The organism is Metallosphaera sp. D4-4, from assembly GCF_046245145.1.
Taxonomy (GTDB): domain Archaea; phylum Thermoproteota; class Thermoprotei_A; order Sulfolobales; family Sulfolobaceae; genus Metallosphaera; species Metallosphaera sedula.
The window spans coordinates 1,208,189-1,222,705 of sequence record NZ_CP176412.1; the positions used below are offsets into that span (position 1 = coordinate 1,208,189).

17 protein-coding genes are annotated in these 14,517 nt (G+C 48.5%); 7 read left to right on the forward strand and 10 right to left on the reverse strand.

Annotation, left to right across the window (positions count from 1 at the left end):
• On the reverse strand, nucleotides 1–1,158 hold the full coding sequence (locus tag ACI49J_RS06465) for a thiolase family protein (protein ID WP_240254717.1): 1,158 nt from the start codon (nucleotides 1,156–1,158) through the stop codon (nucleotides 1–3).
• Nucleotides 1,159–1,166: 8 nt separating this feature from the next.
• Complete coding sequence (fabG, locus tag ACI49J_RS06470) at nucleotides 1,167–1,910, reverse strand: 3-oxoacyl-ACP reductase FabG (protein ID WP_240254716.1); 744 nt, start codon at nucleotides 1,908–1,910, stop codon at nucleotides 1,167–1,169.
• 335 nt (nucleotides 1,911–2,245) lie between these two features.
• Between fabG and ACI49J_RS06475 the strand changes: the two genes are divergently transcribed.
• A complete protein-coding gene (locus tag ACI49J_RS06475) occupies nucleotides 2,246–3,184 on the forward strand; it encodes a nucleoside hydrolase (RefSeq protein WP_240254715.1) in 939 nt (312 codons plus the stop codon).
• Here the strand turns inward: ACI49J_RS06475 and ACI49J_RS06480 are convergent.
• On the reverse strand, nucleotides 3,172–3,522 hold the full coding sequence (locus ACI49J_RS06480) for a helix-turn-helix transcriptional regulator (RefSeq protein WP_012020960.1): 351 nt from the start codon (nucleotides 3,520–3,522) through the stop codon (nucleotides 3,172–3,174). The two genes, ACI49J_RS06475 and ACI49J_RS06480, sit on opposite strands and share 13 nt — an antisense overlap.
• Nucleotides 3,523–3,756: 234 nt before the next feature.
• Here ACI49J_RS06480 and ACI49J_RS06485 point away from each other — a divergent pair, with 234 nt between their 5' ends.
• From ACI49J_RS06485 to ACI49J_RS06495, 3 genes are all read left to right on the forward strand, one after another.
• Nucleotides 3,757–4,365, forward strand: a complete 609-nt coding sequence (locus ACI49J_RS06485; protein ID WP_240254713.1) for an isoprenylcysteine carboxylmethyltransferase family protein — start codon at nucleotides 3,757–3,759, stop codon at nucleotides 4,363–4,365.
• A 170-nt stretch (nucleotides 4,366–4,535) separates the two neighbouring features.
• Nucleotides 4,536–5,078 (forward strand): class I SAM-dependent methyltransferase, encoded by a 543-nt coding sequence (locus tag ACI49J_RS06490; RefSeq protein ID WP_240254711.1) that lies wholly within the window; start codon nucleotides 4,536–4,538, stop codon nucleotides 5,076–5,078.
• Nucleotides 5,054–5,503 (forward strand): hypothetical protein, encoded by a 450-nt coding sequence (locus ACI49J_RS06495; protein ID WP_342781120.1) that lies wholly within the window; start codon nucleotides 5,054–5,056, stop codon nucleotides 5,501–5,503. The genes ACI49J_RS06490 and ACI49J_RS06495 overlap by 25 nt, the downstream gene beginning before the upstream one ends.
• Here ACI49J_RS06495 and ACI49J_RS06500 read toward each other — a convergent pair.
• From ACI49J_RS06500 to ACI49J_RS06510, 3 genes are all read right to left on the reverse strand, one after another.
• A complete protein-coding gene (locus ACI49J_RS06500; protein ID WP_240254707.1) occupies nucleotides 5,496–6,908 on the reverse strand; it encodes an MFS transporter in 1,413 nt (470 codons plus the stop codon). The genes ACI49J_RS06495 and ACI49J_RS06500 overlap by 8 nt on opposite strands.
• 310 nt (nucleotides 6,909–7,218) lie before the next feature.
• Complete coding sequence (locus ACI49J_RS06505) at nucleotides 7,219–7,563, reverse strand: nucleotidyltransferase domain-containing protein (RefSeq protein ID WP_240254704.1); 345 nt, start codon at nucleotides 7,561–7,563, stop codon at nucleotides 7,219–7,221.
• Nucleotides 7,541–7,972, reverse strand: a complete 432-nt coding sequence (locus ACI49J_RS06510) for a HEPN domain-containing protein (RefSeq protein WP_240254702.1) — start codon at nucleotides 7,970–7,972, stop codon at nucleotides 7,541–7,543. Before ACI49J_RS06510 ends, ACI49J_RS06505 begins: the two co-directional genes overlap by 23 nt.
• Before the next feature lie 162 nt (nucleotides 7,973–8,134).
• Between ACI49J_RS06510 and sdx the strand changes: the two genes are divergently transcribed.
• Entirely contained in the window at nucleotides 8,135–8,464 is a 330-nt protein-coding gene (gene sdx, locus ACI49J_RS06515; protein WP_240254700.1) for a sulredoxin, read from the forward strand.
• Between the two features lie 4 nt (nucleotides 8,465–8,468).
• Here the strand turns inward: sdx and ACI49J_RS06520 are convergent, their stop codons facing one another.
• The 4 genes from ACI49J_RS06520 to ACI49J_RS06535 form a co-directional block, all read right to left on the reverse strand.
• Nucleotides 8,469–9,935, reverse strand: coding sequence for a 4-hydroxyphenylacetate 3-hydroxylase family protein (locus tag ACI49J_RS06520; protein WP_240254698.1), 1,467 nt, complete (start codon nucleotides 9,933–9,935; stop codon nucleotides 8,469–8,471).
• Nucleotides 9,932–10,858: a 3,4-dihydroxyphenylacetate 2,3-dioxygenase gene (gene hpaD / locus ACI49J_RS06525; protein WP_240254696.1), complete on the reverse strand. Its 927-nt coding sequence runs from the start codon at nucleotides 10,856–10,858 to the stop codon at nucleotides 9,932–9,934. The genes ACI49J_RS06520 and hpaD overlap by 4 nt, the downstream gene beginning before the upstream one ends.
• Nucleotides 10,859–10,948: 90 nt before the next feature.
• A complete protein-coding gene (locus tag ACI49J_RS06530; protein WP_240254840.1) occupies nucleotides 10,949–11,413 on the reverse strand; it encodes a flavin reductase family protein in 465 nt (154 codons plus the stop codon).
• A gap of 17 nt (nucleotides 11,414–11,430) precedes the next feature.
• Nucleotides 11,431–12,906, reverse strand: a complete 1,476-nt coding sequence (locus ACI49J_RS06535) for an MFS transporter (RefSeq protein ID WP_240254694.1) — start codon at nucleotides 12,904–12,906, stop codon at nucleotides 11,431–11,433.
• A gap of 110 nt (nucleotides 12,907–13,016) precedes the next feature.
• Here ACI49J_RS06535 and ACI49J_RS06540 point away from each other — a divergent pair, with 110 nt between their 5' ends.
• Nucleotides 13,017–13,631 (forward strand): helix-turn-helix domain-containing protein, encoded by a 615-nt coding sequence (locus ACI49J_RS06540; RefSeq protein ID WP_240254692.1) that lies wholly within the window; start codon nucleotides 13,017–13,019, stop codon nucleotides 13,629–13,631.
• Between the two features lie 60 nt (nucleotides 13,632–13,691).
• A complete protein-coding gene (locus ACI49J_RS06545) occupies nucleotides 13,692–14,495 on the forward strand; it encodes an acetoacetate decarboxylase family protein (RefSeq protein WP_240254690.1) in 804 nt (267 codons plus the stop codon).
• Nucleotides 14,496–14,517 lie beyond the last annotated feature (22 nt).

Consider the following 14,517-nt stretch of genomic DNA (forward strand, 5'->3'; position numbering starts at 1 on the left):
TTACTCACCTAGAACTAGGGTGGTCGAGTGAGCCCTGTTCCATCCACCTATTCCGTTGGCTAGGACCATGTCTACCCCCTTGACCTGTCTCCCCTCTCCCATTGCATTCAACTGGATGAGTGCCTCCTCCAGGATCACCCCACCGCTCATGTAGGCTGATTGACCCACGTTGAGCGATCCGCCTCCCGTGTTAATGGGGATCTCCCCTTGATAGGTGAAGTTGACATCCTGGGCGAACCTACCTCCTTTCCCCTTCTCAGCGAGACCTATGTCCTCTATCTGAAGGAGGACCGTGATTGTAAAGGAGTCATAAAGTTCAAAGCAGTCCACCTTCTCAAGGAGTGGCCTGGCCCCCTTGGAGCTCTCAACTGCGGGCGTTGACACTATATCCGGTAGCTCAGGAGGCATCTCCGGCCAGTGGGCCTCCCCGAAGTACTTCACTGACAAGGGCCTTAGATCTGACTTACCTCCAGACTTCCCTACAACAAACACGTGGAAGCCGTCAACTGGATACACGATCTCCAGCAACCTAAGGGGAGTACTAACCATCCTAGAGGAGAGCACGTCCTCTAACCTGAGGGGGTCCCTATACATAGCCTTGGGATTTCCTTGAGCGTTGAACCTCTGTTTCACGGCTATGGATGCCCTCTGCTCGTCCGTGGTCCCGAAGAGGTGTGAGTGCCTCGTCGCCACGAGTGCGTAGTCCGTGACGGGGTTCAGGTCGTCGTAAACCCTGAACACCTCGTCGAAGGGAGTGAGCCTTATACCTTGATATGCCCTGTCCACCGAATCTGCAGTCACTTTCCTCTCCCTCACAGGAGACGCCTTCCCTCCCACGATTAGGACAACGTTATCGGCGTCACCTGCCGAGATCGCCTTCTCCGCCCTATAGAGCATGGCTAGGGCAGAGGCTCCCCCAAAGTCCACGTAATCTAGGAACCTAGGTCTTATTCCAAGGTATTGGGCCAGCTGTCCCGTGTAGAAATGCAGGGCCAAGTTACCGTCAAAGGTACCTGGGAGGAAGGTCGCAATTAGCCCGTCTATCTTACCTCTGTCTAGGTGGGCCATCTCGAGGGCCTTATCCAGCGTGGATGAGAGAAGCTCAAAGGTGGTGCCCGGGTAGGTCTTCTGTACCGTACTTCCAAAACCTAAGATCATGGTACCACCTAGAAGGTGAGTCCTCCCGTAACTCCAATTAACTCTCCCGTAATGTAGGAGGCCTCATCACTGGCCAGGAACGCCACTAGGTTGGCCACGTCCTCTGGCTCGCCTATCCTCTTGATGGAGAGTCTTTCCATGAACTTCTCCCTTATCTTGTCCGGGACAGTCCTGGTCATGGGGGTATCAATGAAACCTGGGGCAATGGCGTTAACCGTGATGTTGTATCTTCCAAGTTCCTTGGAGAGGGTCTTGGTGAAACCAACGAGGCCAGCCTTGGCTGCAGAGTAGTTAGCCTGGCCCACGTTTCCGGTCCAGCTCAGGGACGACATGTTTATGATCCTACCGTGTCCCTTGGAGATCATGGATTCAACCACCTGCTTGGTCATGTTAAAGGCCCCGTAGAGGTGAACCTTGATCACTGCATCCCAATCCTCCCTCGTCATCTTTACGAAGAGTGAGTCACGGATAATGCCAGCGTTGTTAACCAGGACGTCAACGTGATCTGTCTTAAAGTGAGCCATGGAGGCCTCGACGAACTCACTGCATGAGTCCCAGTTAGTTACGTCTAGGGGTAGGCCCACCACGTGGAGGCCGAGTTTTCTTAGGTTTTCGGCACTCTCCTCATAATTCTTAAGATCCCCTATGGCCACCTTGAATCCCTTCTCCCCGAGTTTACGGGCTATGGCGAAACCTATTCCGCTCCCCGCCCCAGTTACCAGGGCGAGACTATTCTCGTGTTGAACTCCCATACCATAGACCTGAGAGCGCGGGTAAAAAACGTTCAACATTATTGAGATCGGTTTCAACATTATTGAGATCGGTGGGAAGCTTACTCGGACTCTCATATAATTTTCTTGTGAATTTAGGAAGTCCATACTGGTAAACGGCCTCATAGTAAGATTAATCGATTTATTACATTATAATATTCAGAAAATTAGGAATCAGAAATTTATATTGAGACTCCTCATTCGTGACTATCCTTTTTGGATGATTCGAATAACTTTGAGAAGAGTCAGCATGATCTCCCATATGACTTAGTTGACTTAAGGCTTAGTTTCTTTACTGAGTTTATAGACCTGTACTCATGAGACATTTCATCATTGATTGCGACACAGCCGAGGACGATATATTTAGCCTATTCCTCCTCCTCCACAAGGGAATGAAGGTACACGGCATCACCGTGGTTGAGGGTAACGTCTCATTCCCAGTAGAGGTGAGGAATGCACTGTGGGCCTCGGACTTTGCCCACAGATATTTCAAGGTGGACTTGAAGGTGTATCCAGGGATGGAAAGACCCCTGATCAAGGAATACAGGACAGTCGAGAACGTTCATGGAAAGGGTGGTATTGGTGACTTCACCCTGGAGACCAACTCCAGACCCGAGCTCAAACACGCTGTGGACTTCATCCTAGAGACCGCGGATCGCTATCCGGGAGAACTCGAGTTCCTAGCGATCTCTCCGCTCACGAACCTAGCCATGGCCTACCTCAAGGACAGAAGTCTCCCTGAAAAAATAGGTAAGGTCTGGGTCATGGGTGGTACCATCAACGGTCACGGCAACATAACGCCAGCAGCGGAGTACAATATCTGGGTTGATCCCGACGCTGCGAAGCTAGTGTTTAACGCTGGATTCGACATTACCATGGTTGCGTGGGACCTCATAACACAGTACACCGTGAATGAGGAGTGGGAGGAGATAAAGAGGATGAACACAGAGATGAGTCAGCTCTACATCAATTTCTACACCCATTATAGGAACTTCGCCATGACTAAGCAGAGGATGAAGGGAAACCCACATCCCGACCTCATCACCACCGCCGTTGCCTTGGATCAGAGCGTGGCGACCCACGTGGAGAAGCAATTCGTGGACGTGGAGAACTGCGATTGCCTTACCAGGGGTGCCACGGTGATTGACTATCTAGGAGTCCTGGGCAAGGAGCCCAACGTGAACGTGGTCTACGAAATAGATAGACGCAAGTTCATTGCCATGCTCCTGGATCTTCTGGGAGGTCAACGGGTCTGAGTAAGTTCCCCCTTTTCCTCCCTCACTATCTCGCAGGATAGGATCGATTTGCTATGCCTACTAACGTGACCTATTGCCTCGTCTATTATCTTCCTCACGGCCTCGCCGTTAAGGGAATAGACCGAGTATTTCCCCCTCTTCTCAACGTTCACAACTCCGCAGTTCCTGAGACATGAGAGATGATGAGATATCAACGATTGGGACTTCCCAAGCGCGTTAGCTATTTCCTGCACGGTTGCCTCGTGATCCCTCAAGTATAGGGTTATCTCCAGTCTCGTGCCATCGGAGAGCGCTGAGAAGAAAGATTCAAGCTCAAGTATTAGCGGTCTATTATCCATGAATTAATATCCATCTTCACGCTTAAAAATATACCTACACTGAAAATCTAGAACGTGATCTTGTGCGTGACAATCCAAGACTCGTTTCGCTTGAACAGGTGAAGTTTCCCTTCACGGCTAGAAGGATGAAAGGAGCAATCATAGCAACATCCGTTCAGTCTTATTTTCTATTTACAGATATAATCGCATAACCACCGAAGATAACCTTAATACTATGATAAGGAAACTATTTTAATGATTAACAATTTTGCTGAGACCATTGAAATTGTTTTTGCGTTGTCATATGGAACCCTTTCAGTAGAGTTATTACTTGCATACCTTCTCCCTAGAGTTTGGAAAAGAGGCGAGCAAAGAGGGAAAATAAGAAGGAGGGAGTTCGGATCCTATATTGTTCTAGTAGTTACTCTTTTCGGAATATACTTCGTGGATATTTTCTTTACATATTTTTCGTTTTACTCTGGACTTGGCGAGTTACCATTTCCCTTGGTGTATTTGGGAGTTATTCTAGCGCTAGTAGGGATAGGGTTTAGGTTATGGGCAATCTTGACCTTAGGAAAATTCTTCTCTCCCATCGTGACCGTGCTAGAGAATCACAGGGTTGTTGACTCCGGCCCTTACGCGCATGTTCGGCATCCAGCCTACGGTGGGGCCATGATCATGCTGACTGGAGTGGCAATCGCCTCAAGGTCCGTCTTTGCAATAGTTCTTTCCATAACAGCATCTCTCCTGGTGTACAGTCATAGAGCAAAGTTGGAGGAAAAGCTCTTGACTCAAGAACTGGGAGAAGAGTATATTTCGTATATGAACCGCGTCAAGAAGAGGTTTATTCCCGGTATTGTGTAGGGGACTAGTATCTGCTCAATCCAACCTTGAGTAACCTTAACTTTGCCTCTAAATATGAAAATCCTTTACACGAAAGAAACAGTTCCAAGCCTTATGTTGAATTAACTAATTTATATTTCTACTTAATACACTAATGAGAAAAAATTTAACCTGCTATTCAATCATCACATATGGTTCAGGATAGGAAAATACCGCCGTTCATCCTTGACAATCCTGTGAGGAGGGCTCTCTCACCCCCAACCAGGATCTTGGATAGGTTTAGGGACTCGATTGCCCCAGGGATGACTGTTCTAGATGTGGGCTCTGGCCCAGGTTTCTTCATCCCTCTCCTGTCCAGGTTAGTGGGAGAGAAGGGAAAAGTGTGGGCAGTTGACCCTGACCCAAGAGCAATAGATCGGATCAAGAGGAAGGGTCTAAGCAACGTTGAGGCGAGGGTAGGTTCTGCGAGCTCCCTTACCTTTTTGGAAGATGAGAGCGTGGACTTCGTGTTCTCAAACCTTGTACTATGTTGCCTCGTGGATCACGCGGGAGCAGTAGATGAAATGAGGAGGGTCATGAAAAGGTCTGCGAGGGCCTACGTGAGCTCGAGGAAGGGAAGAGGAAAGGACCCGAGAAGTGTGAAGGAGGAAGAGTGGAAAGAGTTACTCTCCAAGTTCAAGGTGATAAGGAGCGGTTCCTCTTTCATGGAATGGTGGGCCGTGGTGGAAAAGTGAGATGGGTTCAGGGAAAGAAGGAGTGGGGGAAGTGCGAGGTATGTTACGCTGATTTTCTAAGGGGGGTTCAACATCCTAACTCCCTCAACTGCTGGAAAGTTGGGATACCCATCTCCTCCCTTAAGGTGGAACTGGATGACGTTCTAGTCCTACTGGACGAGCTCGACGTTCCGTGGAAGTTCTCCTTCTTCCCCTTACCACTTAGGCTGGTGAGCAGGGGAGTTATCATCCTCTACTTTTCCTCAAGGGAGGAGATGGAGTCCGTGATAAGCGAGATCTCTCCCCTAGTTGAAAGGCCAAGTACACTGGAGAGGAAGTTCTTCGATACCTTCGTCAACGTGGATTGGGTTCAGGGTATAAACTATAGGAGAGCTTGCCCCGAGTACGACAAATTTGGGAATTGGAGGACCTGGTCAACTAGCTAGTTAACATGGGGGATTCCCTTATCCTCGTTGCAAGTATTACCACGCAGATCACTGAGGCCATGGAGATGAGGAAAGAATATTGGAAGGCCTGAATCGAGGGTATGAAGGTAAAGAGAGGGATACTACCCAGAAAGCCGGAGAACAGGGGGAACTTATACGTGTCCTGAAGCGATCCACTGATGATCGGCCCTAGCGTGTTACCCATGAGTCTCATTGAGGTATTAGTCCCCGTGATTGATGACATTTTCTCCCTAGAGGATGAGGCCAGAAGAAGGGTGATCCTAGTAACATTCATCCCAGAAATGAAGAACAACACGAGTACCAGGACTCCCATGAGTTCAGGCACACCTACCTTGCCCACGACCCAGGCTAGTAAACCTAAGGTCCCAGTAGATGCTATTGAGGAAGACAGGATCACCCTCTTATAACCTACCCTGTTCACTAGACTTCCGAAAAGTGGTCCACCAACTAGGAGCACCAGGGATATGGGCGCCATTGTCTCTCCGGTCTGCAGGATGCTGTAACCGTATCCCACGGGCCTAGGTAACTCGAAAATGAACACGAGGGACTGGAAAGTAAGGAAAAGCCCAAAACCCGTTATGAACGAGGAAAGGAGAGGAACGGAGATGTTTGGGTTCTTGAGGTCCTCGGGATTGATGACTGGGTTGTTGACTCTCTTCTCACGAAGGGCAAAGTAGGCTAGGATGAGGCCTCCGAGACCCAGAAGGGAGAAGAACCCAGGAGAGGTCCATCCCCAGCTAGGGGCCTCGGTGAAACCAATTCCCACAAGTAGGAAACCCATTGACAGTAACCCAACTCCCACGAGGTCAATCTTCTCTCCTGTTCTCACGGTTGAGCTGGGAAGAAGAAGGTAAACCAGTATTACGCTCATCACTAGGAAGGGGAGAGAGGTTATGTAAGCGAACTGCCAGGAGTAATACTGAGAAATGAAGCTACCAATGGGCAGAGCAACTGCTGCGCCAATAGCGAAAGTGGAGGCTATCACACCCTGAGCAACTGGAAGTTCCCTGTTGCTAAGCCTTTCCCTGAGAAGTGTATATGCTAGCGGGTTAATACTTAACCCGATGCCTTGAACAGACCTTGAGGCTATGAGTACAGCAAAGTTTGGGGACAAGGAAGTTAGGGCAACGGACACGATGTAAATTGAAAGGATTGAGAGTAGCACTCTCTTCCTCCCCCAAGAGTCTGCAAGTCTACCCACTAAGGGAGCGAGTGCCATCCCTGTGAGGGTTTCCGAGGAAAGTATCCAAGATCCCTCTGATGACGTAACATTGAACTGCGACTCTATCCTCGGTAATGAGGGGAGCACCACCATCTCCACATACATGGTCATAATGGAAATGAAGGCGAGGATGGGCACGAACTTCCAGAACTCGCTCCTCATATTAGATATATCGATAACAGGCTTAATTAGGATTGCTTAGAGAGTCACTGGTTCATATGGTCCACGGGAACCGTTAGTTCCTTCATTGTATGGGTACCCATGAAATTCATATTTAAAAACGGACGATCCATCTGACAAGAAGACTAAGATCTTGAATCTCTTGGTTCCGATCATTGGAGAATCGAACTTAACAGGTTCCGCATAAACGAGAAGAGACTCTTCTCGGAAAGGTACCTTAAACGCGAGGAGAGGGGAGTTTATGAGATCATGGATTCCGTGATAACTGGGATCCTTCAACTCTTAGTGGAGCCTACGTTATCTCAATCAACTTCCTTGCACGACTGAGATACTCCTTTGCCCTTTCAGAGTCAACTACGTGTAGCTCCACCGGAGAGTCAAAGGGAAGAGAATGCTCATCCATAGCCCTTACAAGTATTTCTCTCCTTAACCTGATTATGTCCCTGTCACTTAATAGTCTAGGAAAAATGATAAGTATATCTATATCGCTTAACACGGTTATCCTATCCTCTGCCACTCCCCCGAAAACGTAAACCTTCACCCCGGGATCAAACTCCCTTGCCGAATCCGCTATGGCCTTGGCATACTCCCTCCACTTGGAAAGATGCTCAAATTTATCCCTTACCCAACTTGACATTCCTAGCAATCACCTCCAGTTTATTTATGATCTCCTCGGTGGACCTCAAAATTTCCTCGGCATGAGACCTGTCGTATTCCACGTCACCGTATCTGCTATCGATATACGCATTTTCTAAATCAATTAAGAAATCCCTTTTTGACCTAGTCAACGCATCTATTTCCCTCTGTGCCTCCTGAAACCCACTCTCTCCCAACAGCTTAGAGAGATGAGATAAGAGTGATCTAAGCTCATGAGATCTGAATTCGGACGCAAAGAGTTCCTGTAATATCGCCTTTAGATAGAGTTGAAGCGATTGTTCACAGTTAAACACGGCCAAATCATAATATCCCTTTTCCACGTTAAGTCTAGCATTTTCAAGAAACTGTAAAGCCCTCGCCTTAAGCCGTTGAATCCTGATCCCACTCATTAGGAATAGGTCTTTTCAAGGATATTTAGCGTTCATGAAGGCTCCTTCAATTCAGTGCAGGAGATCCTCCTCACTATTTTCATTTTAATTTTTTGTCTGTTTTAAGACATTTATATTTTTATAAAGTGAAATCTTTAAGAGATCTAGAAAAAGACCTTTGCCATGACTTGGAAAAGAACTATAAGTGCAAAGGCACTGGAAAAGGCAGGTCATGCTGCCGTTAAGGTAGATGATAAGGTAATTTTCATTGCAAACATCAATGGAGCGCTTTACGGAATGGACGCAGTTTGCTCCCACGCCAGGTGTATCCTAGGTGAGCTTGACGCCAGTAACCTAACGGTGAAGTGTTTTTGCCATCACGCAGTCTTCAACCTTAAGACTGGAGAAATGCTGGAGCCTCCATACGTGGCCAAGGATGCACCCAAGGAAAAACTTAGCTTGAAGACGTATCAGGTCAGGGACAATGGCGGCTGGATCGAAGTCGATGTGTAATTTTTTAGGCCTTTGGATTTGGCATCTGATCCAGAATTTCCTTGACCAGTTTCACGAACTCGTTTCTCCTATCCTTGAATACCTCAGTGTAAGTCTGAGCCCACCTGATCGTGGGATCACCCCTACTGAACCGGTCGTATTGCTCATATCTCATTCCCACCTCCGACCCTATCACGTCCCAAAGGAGGTTGAAGGTCTTGACTCTCTCAAGAGCATCGAATCCCTTCATTGCCATGTACTTCTCTAGGTAAGCCCTTTCCTCGGGGTTCGTGAAGTCCTTTGCCCCGGCGGGTATTGGTATGGATGAACCGGCACTTATGAGCCTCAGGATCTCGTTTGCCCGTGGTACTGCCTTCATGTTGAAGTGACTGGCTGAGATTGAGATATAGGGATCGGGTCTCACGATGTTGGGTAATTCCTGGGCTCTGGCCACGGAACCATAGAGGGCAGCCTCGTTAAGTGCGACGTATAGGAGGATCTCGCCTATTTTTTCTTGAACGTTGATGAAGGTACTTGTACCGGCTGCCTCGGTGATAGTCATGGCTAGCCCTGCCAAAAACTTAAGCCTGGTGTAGTGCTGTATCATGAAGTGCCAGTTAAACCATCCCCTGAGCCCCACAGTATGCCACATGAGGTCCTCAATGAGCTCAGGTTTCTTGAAGAATATGATCCTGTCCCACGGGACTAACACGTTATCTAAGACCAGGATTGCATCAGCCTCGTCCCATCTTGAGGAGATGGGGTACTCAAACTCACCACCCTCCCTTGGTTGGAACCCTCTCCTCGCTATGAACCTTACCCCCTTGGTAGTTGTGGGAATTGAGAAGTAGAGGGCATACCTAGGGTCAGAGTCCCTCCTCATGTTCGGAAGATACCACAGCATCTCGGCGTAGGGCCCTGCCGTGCAAATCATAGCTGCGCCCCTGACCACAACTCCCTCTGGCCTCTCCTCTGTGATACCTATCTGTATGTACGGGTCTTCCCATTGAGACGGAGGTCTGGATCTGTCATACATCGGGGCAACTATGGCGTGCGTGTAAAAGTGGTCCTTTCTTGTGGATTCCCGATAGATTTCCATGGCGTTCTCCATGAACCTGGAACCGAAGTGTTTCCCGAAGTAGTCCTCAGCGTGGGCGAAGAAGACCATGGTCCATAGGTTCATGTAATCTGGGCTTCTTCCGAAGAAACCCCTATAGAACTCGTAGATCTTTACCAGCCCCTCCCCTAACTTCAGGAGGTCCTCCTTGCTCCTGGGTCTGACCAGGCTTATACTGGTTTCCTCACCGACGTCTCTGTTATAGGCCCTCAACCCGTCAACTTTCCAGTGAAGGTCGTAGTAGCTGGCCACAGTCTTAACCGGGATCCTGAATGCGGGATGATTTACAACGTCGCTCACAACTTCCCCTTCGTAGTAGGTCACAGGCGGATTCTTGCTTATACTCTCTATGTAGTCACTCCCTTTCCTTATCATGCTTCCCACCTCCTTAACTCTCCGTTAAGGTTCTCCACGGGCATCCACTCCTTGAGCCAAGAATCTGGGATTGGCCTTCCCCAGAAGTCGCTCCTGAACCTAAACTGATCGTGGGTCCATTCCACTGTCTTCCACTTATCTGGATCTAACACCTCATAATCGTTGGTAAAGAACTCCAGTCTATTCATGTCCAGGTCCCTGAGGTAAATGTAGTACCCCTCTGTAGCCCCATGCCTTCCCGGTCCCCTTTCTATGTTATCCCAGTATCCCATGGACGCTAGTAAGTCCGCTGCCCTAATCACATCCCTTACATCGTGCACGTAGTAAGTTTCGTGATGGAAACCTGGAACTTTCCTCTGGGACTCAGCTATTGCCACCTCGTGAGAGTTACCCCTCCTTGTGAGCCAGACCACTGTCTTCCTCCCTGTCTTGTCCAGGAAACGTTCGGTTTCCACGAACCCGAGGTCTTTGAAAAATCTCTCCTCCCTCTCGAGGTTACCTACCACGTAATTCACGTGGGCTAGCTTCACCGGGGAGACGCCTCGATGAAGATAGAACTTCAGCCTCAAATCACCCACATACTCCATGTCCTGATAGAAGAGGAGGGGAACTCCTCCAGGCGACTCCAGGAGTATGGAGTCCTCCACCCCCTTCTCCTTGAATCTCGTGGAGTTACCCAGTTCCCTCACCTTATCGAGTCCCTCCCTAACCCTGAACGCAATATAGCACAGGCCTGGAGAGCTTGCCTTCTTCAGAACTAGACTGTGGTGTTGTCCCTCCTCGATCCCCCTGAGATAGAGGTAGTCTCCATCCTTCTGCGTCTCCACGAAGCCAAGGAGATTGACATAGAAGTTCTCAGCCCTCTCTAGGTCTGTTACTCTCACGCATACGTGAGAAAGCCTGAGCACGTTTAAGTTAGTCATGAGACTATTTTAATTTACGAATTTTATTAGGTTTACATCAAACCAGTTAAAGAACAAGCACCAAAAAGTCTGACGTAAGCTCTTCTCAGGTTAAACGCAAACATTCCTGTAGTGTCTCATGTAGTAAACCAGCGGATTGGGTTCCCTGTTCACCTTAACCTCCTTCACCTCTCCCACTATGATAGCGTGGTCCCCCACATCTACCACCTGACCCCTGCTTGCTAGTAAGTAGGCATAAGCGTCACTCAGTAGAGGAACCCCTTCCTTTGAGAGATGAAACTTCACTTCCTGAAACCTGGTCTCCACTGGCTTGGTTGCAAAAACATCGAGGATCTTCGCATCGTCCACAAGGTTTACCGAGAAACTTGAAGTCTCCCTGAATGGGACGTCGTTACCCTTGGTTCTATCGGCAATGAAGAGGACCAGGGGAGGATTCAAGGAAAGCGAGTTGAACGTGTTCACGGTCATTCCGACCATTTTACCCTTCCACTTAGTGGTAACCACGGCTACGCCCTGTGGATACCTCCTCATCAAGTCCCTTAGTCCTTCAGACAGGTTGATTTCCATGTATCTCACGGGGATATTTCGTCCAACCTTTTATTAGCTGTTTTATGTCCTAGGGATACTGCAATCACTGTTGAGATTATCTGGAAGGACGCTATGAGCATGAAAACCTCAATTGCCAATCCCGTGGTGACACCACTTGACACCAGGGACGCCACAAAAGACGCTACAACGACTGTCCCCACTCCTCCTCCTATATGCCCCAGTCCGTCGGTGAGGGCGAAACCTGTCGCCCTAGCCCTTGTTGGAAAGCTCTCAGCGCTCCACGCATATGACACTGGAACCCAGAGATTGAAGCCGTAGAACAGTATTGACGATCCCAGGAAAGATAACGGTAAGTTGGTCTTCGCTAATGCTATCACAACGCCTCCCACTATGGTAAAGAGAACTGAGATTGCAGTCCACCTGCTCCTCTCTATCTTATCCCCAACCAACATGATGGTAAGTGCACATAGGATGAACCCTATATCCCCAAAGGAGGCAATGATACCGGCCTCGGGCGGAGGATATCCTAGGGACGCCAGGATAGTAGTTAACCCTGCTGCTAACACGTAAACGGTCATGTAGCCAAAGAACCACATCGGGATTAGGACCGCGAGCCTTCTCGCATACCTCCTATCCAGTATCACTGCCTTTAACGAGTCGAGATAGGACAATCTCTCCACAACGTAAGGGGGTATTACCGCGGGAAGTGGAGGAAGAGACCTTAGCTTCCTCGACGCTCTCTCTTCCATTTGTTTTACCACGGCCTCGGCGTCAGCTATCCTACCGCGGGATATTAACCATCTAGGAGATTCAGGAAGATTGAACCTGAGGAGCAAGCCTATCAAGGCTAGGAGAGCGCCAATTCCGTACATCACCCTCCACCCGTTTACGGCAAGGAAGCCAGATCCTCCTAGAGCGAAGGGTAAACCTAGGGGAAATGGAGCAGGTGGAGTTGTTAACAGGAGTCCTAACCAGAGACCCAACCCAGCCCCAAGAGTTGAGAACAGGAACACGAAACTGGTGTACTTTGCCCTCCCATTTAGTGGAGCAACTTCGCCTATGTAAGTGTTGACCACTGCCAGGTCTGCTCCGACTCCTATTCCCGTGATAGTCCTAGCCAGGAGGAAGTTAGAATAATCGTTAACAAGTGCGTTATACAGGCTCCCGAGCCCCGTGATGGCCATAGTTATCATGAGCATGTTCCTCCTGCCTATCCGATCCGAGAGAGGGGAAAGGAGTAGGGAGCCCACAATGTATCCAACCAGGTTAAGGAGAACTGCCGGTCCCAGTAGAACCCCAATCTCTGGCGAGGATGGACTACTAACGTGAAATATGGTGAGAGATGTCTGGATAAATGAGACGTTAATGTCAAAAATATCAAAAAATGTGAAGAGAAATCCCATCCCCAGTATTCCAATGAAAATGTACGAGAGTGACCAGATGGGTAACCTGTCCATCCGGGCGATTATTTCCCCGGCTTTCACAGACTTTTCTGCCATAATTGGAGAATTGTTCATGGTAATTAATCCGTTATATCAAACTAGTTTAATATTGAAACATTATAAGTATAAGGTTATTACAGTATAAACTAGATTATAGATGATGGAAAATGGTGCTTAAGAAAGTGACTGTCGGGGTAATTCACGAGGGTTGTTGGACATCAGAGACTCAGGAGAGAGCTATTACCATGAACCTAGAGGTTTACCCTGACCGTGGTTATCTGAGGAGTTGGCTCGTTTCACCATCTAAGGAACTGGGGCGGAGGATGGCATCACATAAATCAGTGAAGAAGTTGAATAGAGTTTACGTGAATAGGAGTGACGCCCTTCTGGATTTCCTTAACGTATATGAAGGATCGATCGCAGGTTTACTTTACTCAAGGGAGGTTCTAATTCTGGGTAACTATAACGAAATGGGTAAGGAGTTCTGGACCTTCGTTACAGGAAGCGGAACTCTCAGCGAACTGAAGGAGGAACTATCATCCCTGGGAAAGATAGTTCGCGTCGAAGTGGAGGACTTTTCGCCCAGTTATCCCTATCTCACGGATATGGAAAGGAAGGTGTTTTGGATGGCCCTCAACCATGGATATCTCAACTATCCAAGGGAGATTGAGGCTGAGGCACTGGCCAAGGTTTTGGGGGTGAGCAAAGTAACCTTTCTCTACCACTGGAGGAACGTCCAGAGAAAGATTCTGAGGTATGTGTCGGATCATCTGACGTTTTGAGTTGATAGCGTGAAACTTGTTAGAGATATGTTTTAAAAATGGAGGGAGCAAGTTGCCTCCATGTCCAGCGAAAAGGATTTCACAATGCCCATAACCAGGACGGGCAGATCGCAAACAGTTTTCCCACCACCCTGGTATTACGGCGTGACGTACATAGCATCTCACGTAAAGTTCAGTGGGGCAGAACAGATCATCCCAGAGTTCATGAAGACGGATGGAGAGGGATGGGTGTACATAGCTGAATTCGTTTCGACGGCAGAGTCGAACTGGGATTATATGTACCAGGAGCCGGATCTGGTTCAGTACATGGAGGGCGCAATAGGACTGAAGGTAGAGTACAAGGGAAAGAACTACCTGTATTTCCCCTACATGTGGGTAGACAAGGATTGGGCCTTGGTCAGAGGCTGGCTAGATGGCTACCCCAAGAAGATTGCCAACATCAGGATGACGAAACTGCACCCGCTTCTACCGAAGTATAACAGGCCTGAGACCGGTCTCAAGATGGGAGGTTACGTGACGAGGGGAGGAGGAGTGATGCTGAGATTGAGGGTAGAACTTGAGGAGAAGACTGACTCTCTTCCCCTGAAGAACTTCGGACCCTTCATAAATGTGAGGAGATTTGCCTCAAGAGGTGAAGGAGAAGACGACGTGTATGAGATTGTGAGCAGGCTAAGGGACGAGAGTAGATATGGCGAAATCTGGAAGGGAACTGCGGAGGTAGAGTTAGGAGGTTACGTAAACGACGAGGTTAACGTCATATCCGTGGATCAGATATATGGCGGATACTACTACACCCTTTACTTCAGGGTAACGAAGACTGTCCTCCTAGACAAGGTGAGGGGACAGCTAGAAAGGGTAGCGTAAAAAGCTTTTTCTTGACTTTTTG

What these genes read in the sequence shown, in the direction of transcription:
- ACI49J_RS06480 (WP_012020960.1), bottom strand. Translation starts at nt 3,522, where the DNA reads ATGGATAATAGACCGCTAATACTTGAGCTTGAATCTTTCTTCTCAGCG.
- ACI49J_RS06540 (WP_240254692.1), top strand. Translation starts at nt 13,017, where the DNA reads ATGGTGCTTAAGAAAGTGACTGTCGGGGTAATTCACGAGGGTTGTTGG.
- ACI49J_RS06535 (WP_240254694.1), bottom strand. Translation starts at nt 12,906, where the DNA reads ATGGCAGAAAAGTCTGTGAAAGCCGGGGAAATAATCGCCCGGATGGAC.
- ACI49J_RS06510 (WP_240254702.1), bottom strand. Translation starts at nt 7,972, where the DNA reads ATGAGTGGGATCAGGATTCAACGGCTTAAGGCGAGGGCTTTACAGTTT.
- hpaD (WP_240254696.1), bottom strand. Translation starts at nt 10,858, where the DNA reads ATGACTAACTTAAACGTGCTCAGGCTTTCTCACGTATGCGTGAGAGTA.
- ACI49J_RS06500 (WP_240254707.1), bottom strand. Translation starts at nt 6,908, where the DNA reads ATGAGGAGCGAGTTCTGGAAGTTCGTGCCCATCCTCGCCTTCATTTCC.
- ACI49J_RS06545 (WP_240254690.1), top strand. Translation starts at nt 13,692, where the DNA reads ATGTCCAGCGAAAAGGATTTCACAATGCCCATAACCAGGACGGGCAGA.
- ACI49J_RS06490 (WP_240254711.1), top strand. Translation starts at nt 4,536, where the DNA reads ATGGTTCAGGATAGGAAAATACCGCCGTTCATCCTTGACAATCCTGTG.
- fabG (WP_240254716.1), bottom strand. Translation starts at nt 1,910, where the DNA reads ATGGGAGTTCAACACGAGAATAGTCTCGCCCTGGTAACTGGGGCGGGG.
- ACI49J_RS06520 (WP_240254698.1), bottom strand. Translation starts at nt 9,935, where the DNA reads ATGATAAGGAAAGGGAGTGACTACATAGAGAGTATAAGCAAGAATCCG.
- sdx (WP_240254700.1), top strand. Translation starts at nt 8,135, where the DNA reads ATGACTTGGAAAAGAACTATAAGTGCAAAGGCACTGGAAAAGGCAGGT.
- ACI49J_RS06495 (WP_342781120.1), top strand. Translation starts at nt 5,054, where the DNA reads ATGGTGGGCCGTGGTGGAAAAGTGAGATGGGTTCAGGGAAAGAAGGAG.
- ACI49J_RS06505 (WP_240254704.1), bottom strand. Translation starts at nt 7,563, where the DNA reads ATGTCAAGTTGGGTAAGGGATAAATTTGAGCATCTTTCCAAGTGGAGG.
- ACI49J_RS06465 (WP_240254717.1), bottom strand. Translation starts at nt 1,158, where the DNA reads ATGATCTTAGGTTTTGGAAGTACGGTACAGAAGACCTACCCGGGCACC.
- ACI49J_RS06485 (WP_240254713.1), top strand. Translation starts at nt 3,757, where the DNA reads ATGATTAACAATTTTGCTGAGACCATTGAAATTGTTTTTGCGTTGTCA.
- ACI49J_RS06475 (WP_240254715.1), top strand. Translation starts at nt 2,246, where the DNA reads ATGAGACATTTCATCATTGATTGCGACACAGCCGAGGACGATATATTT.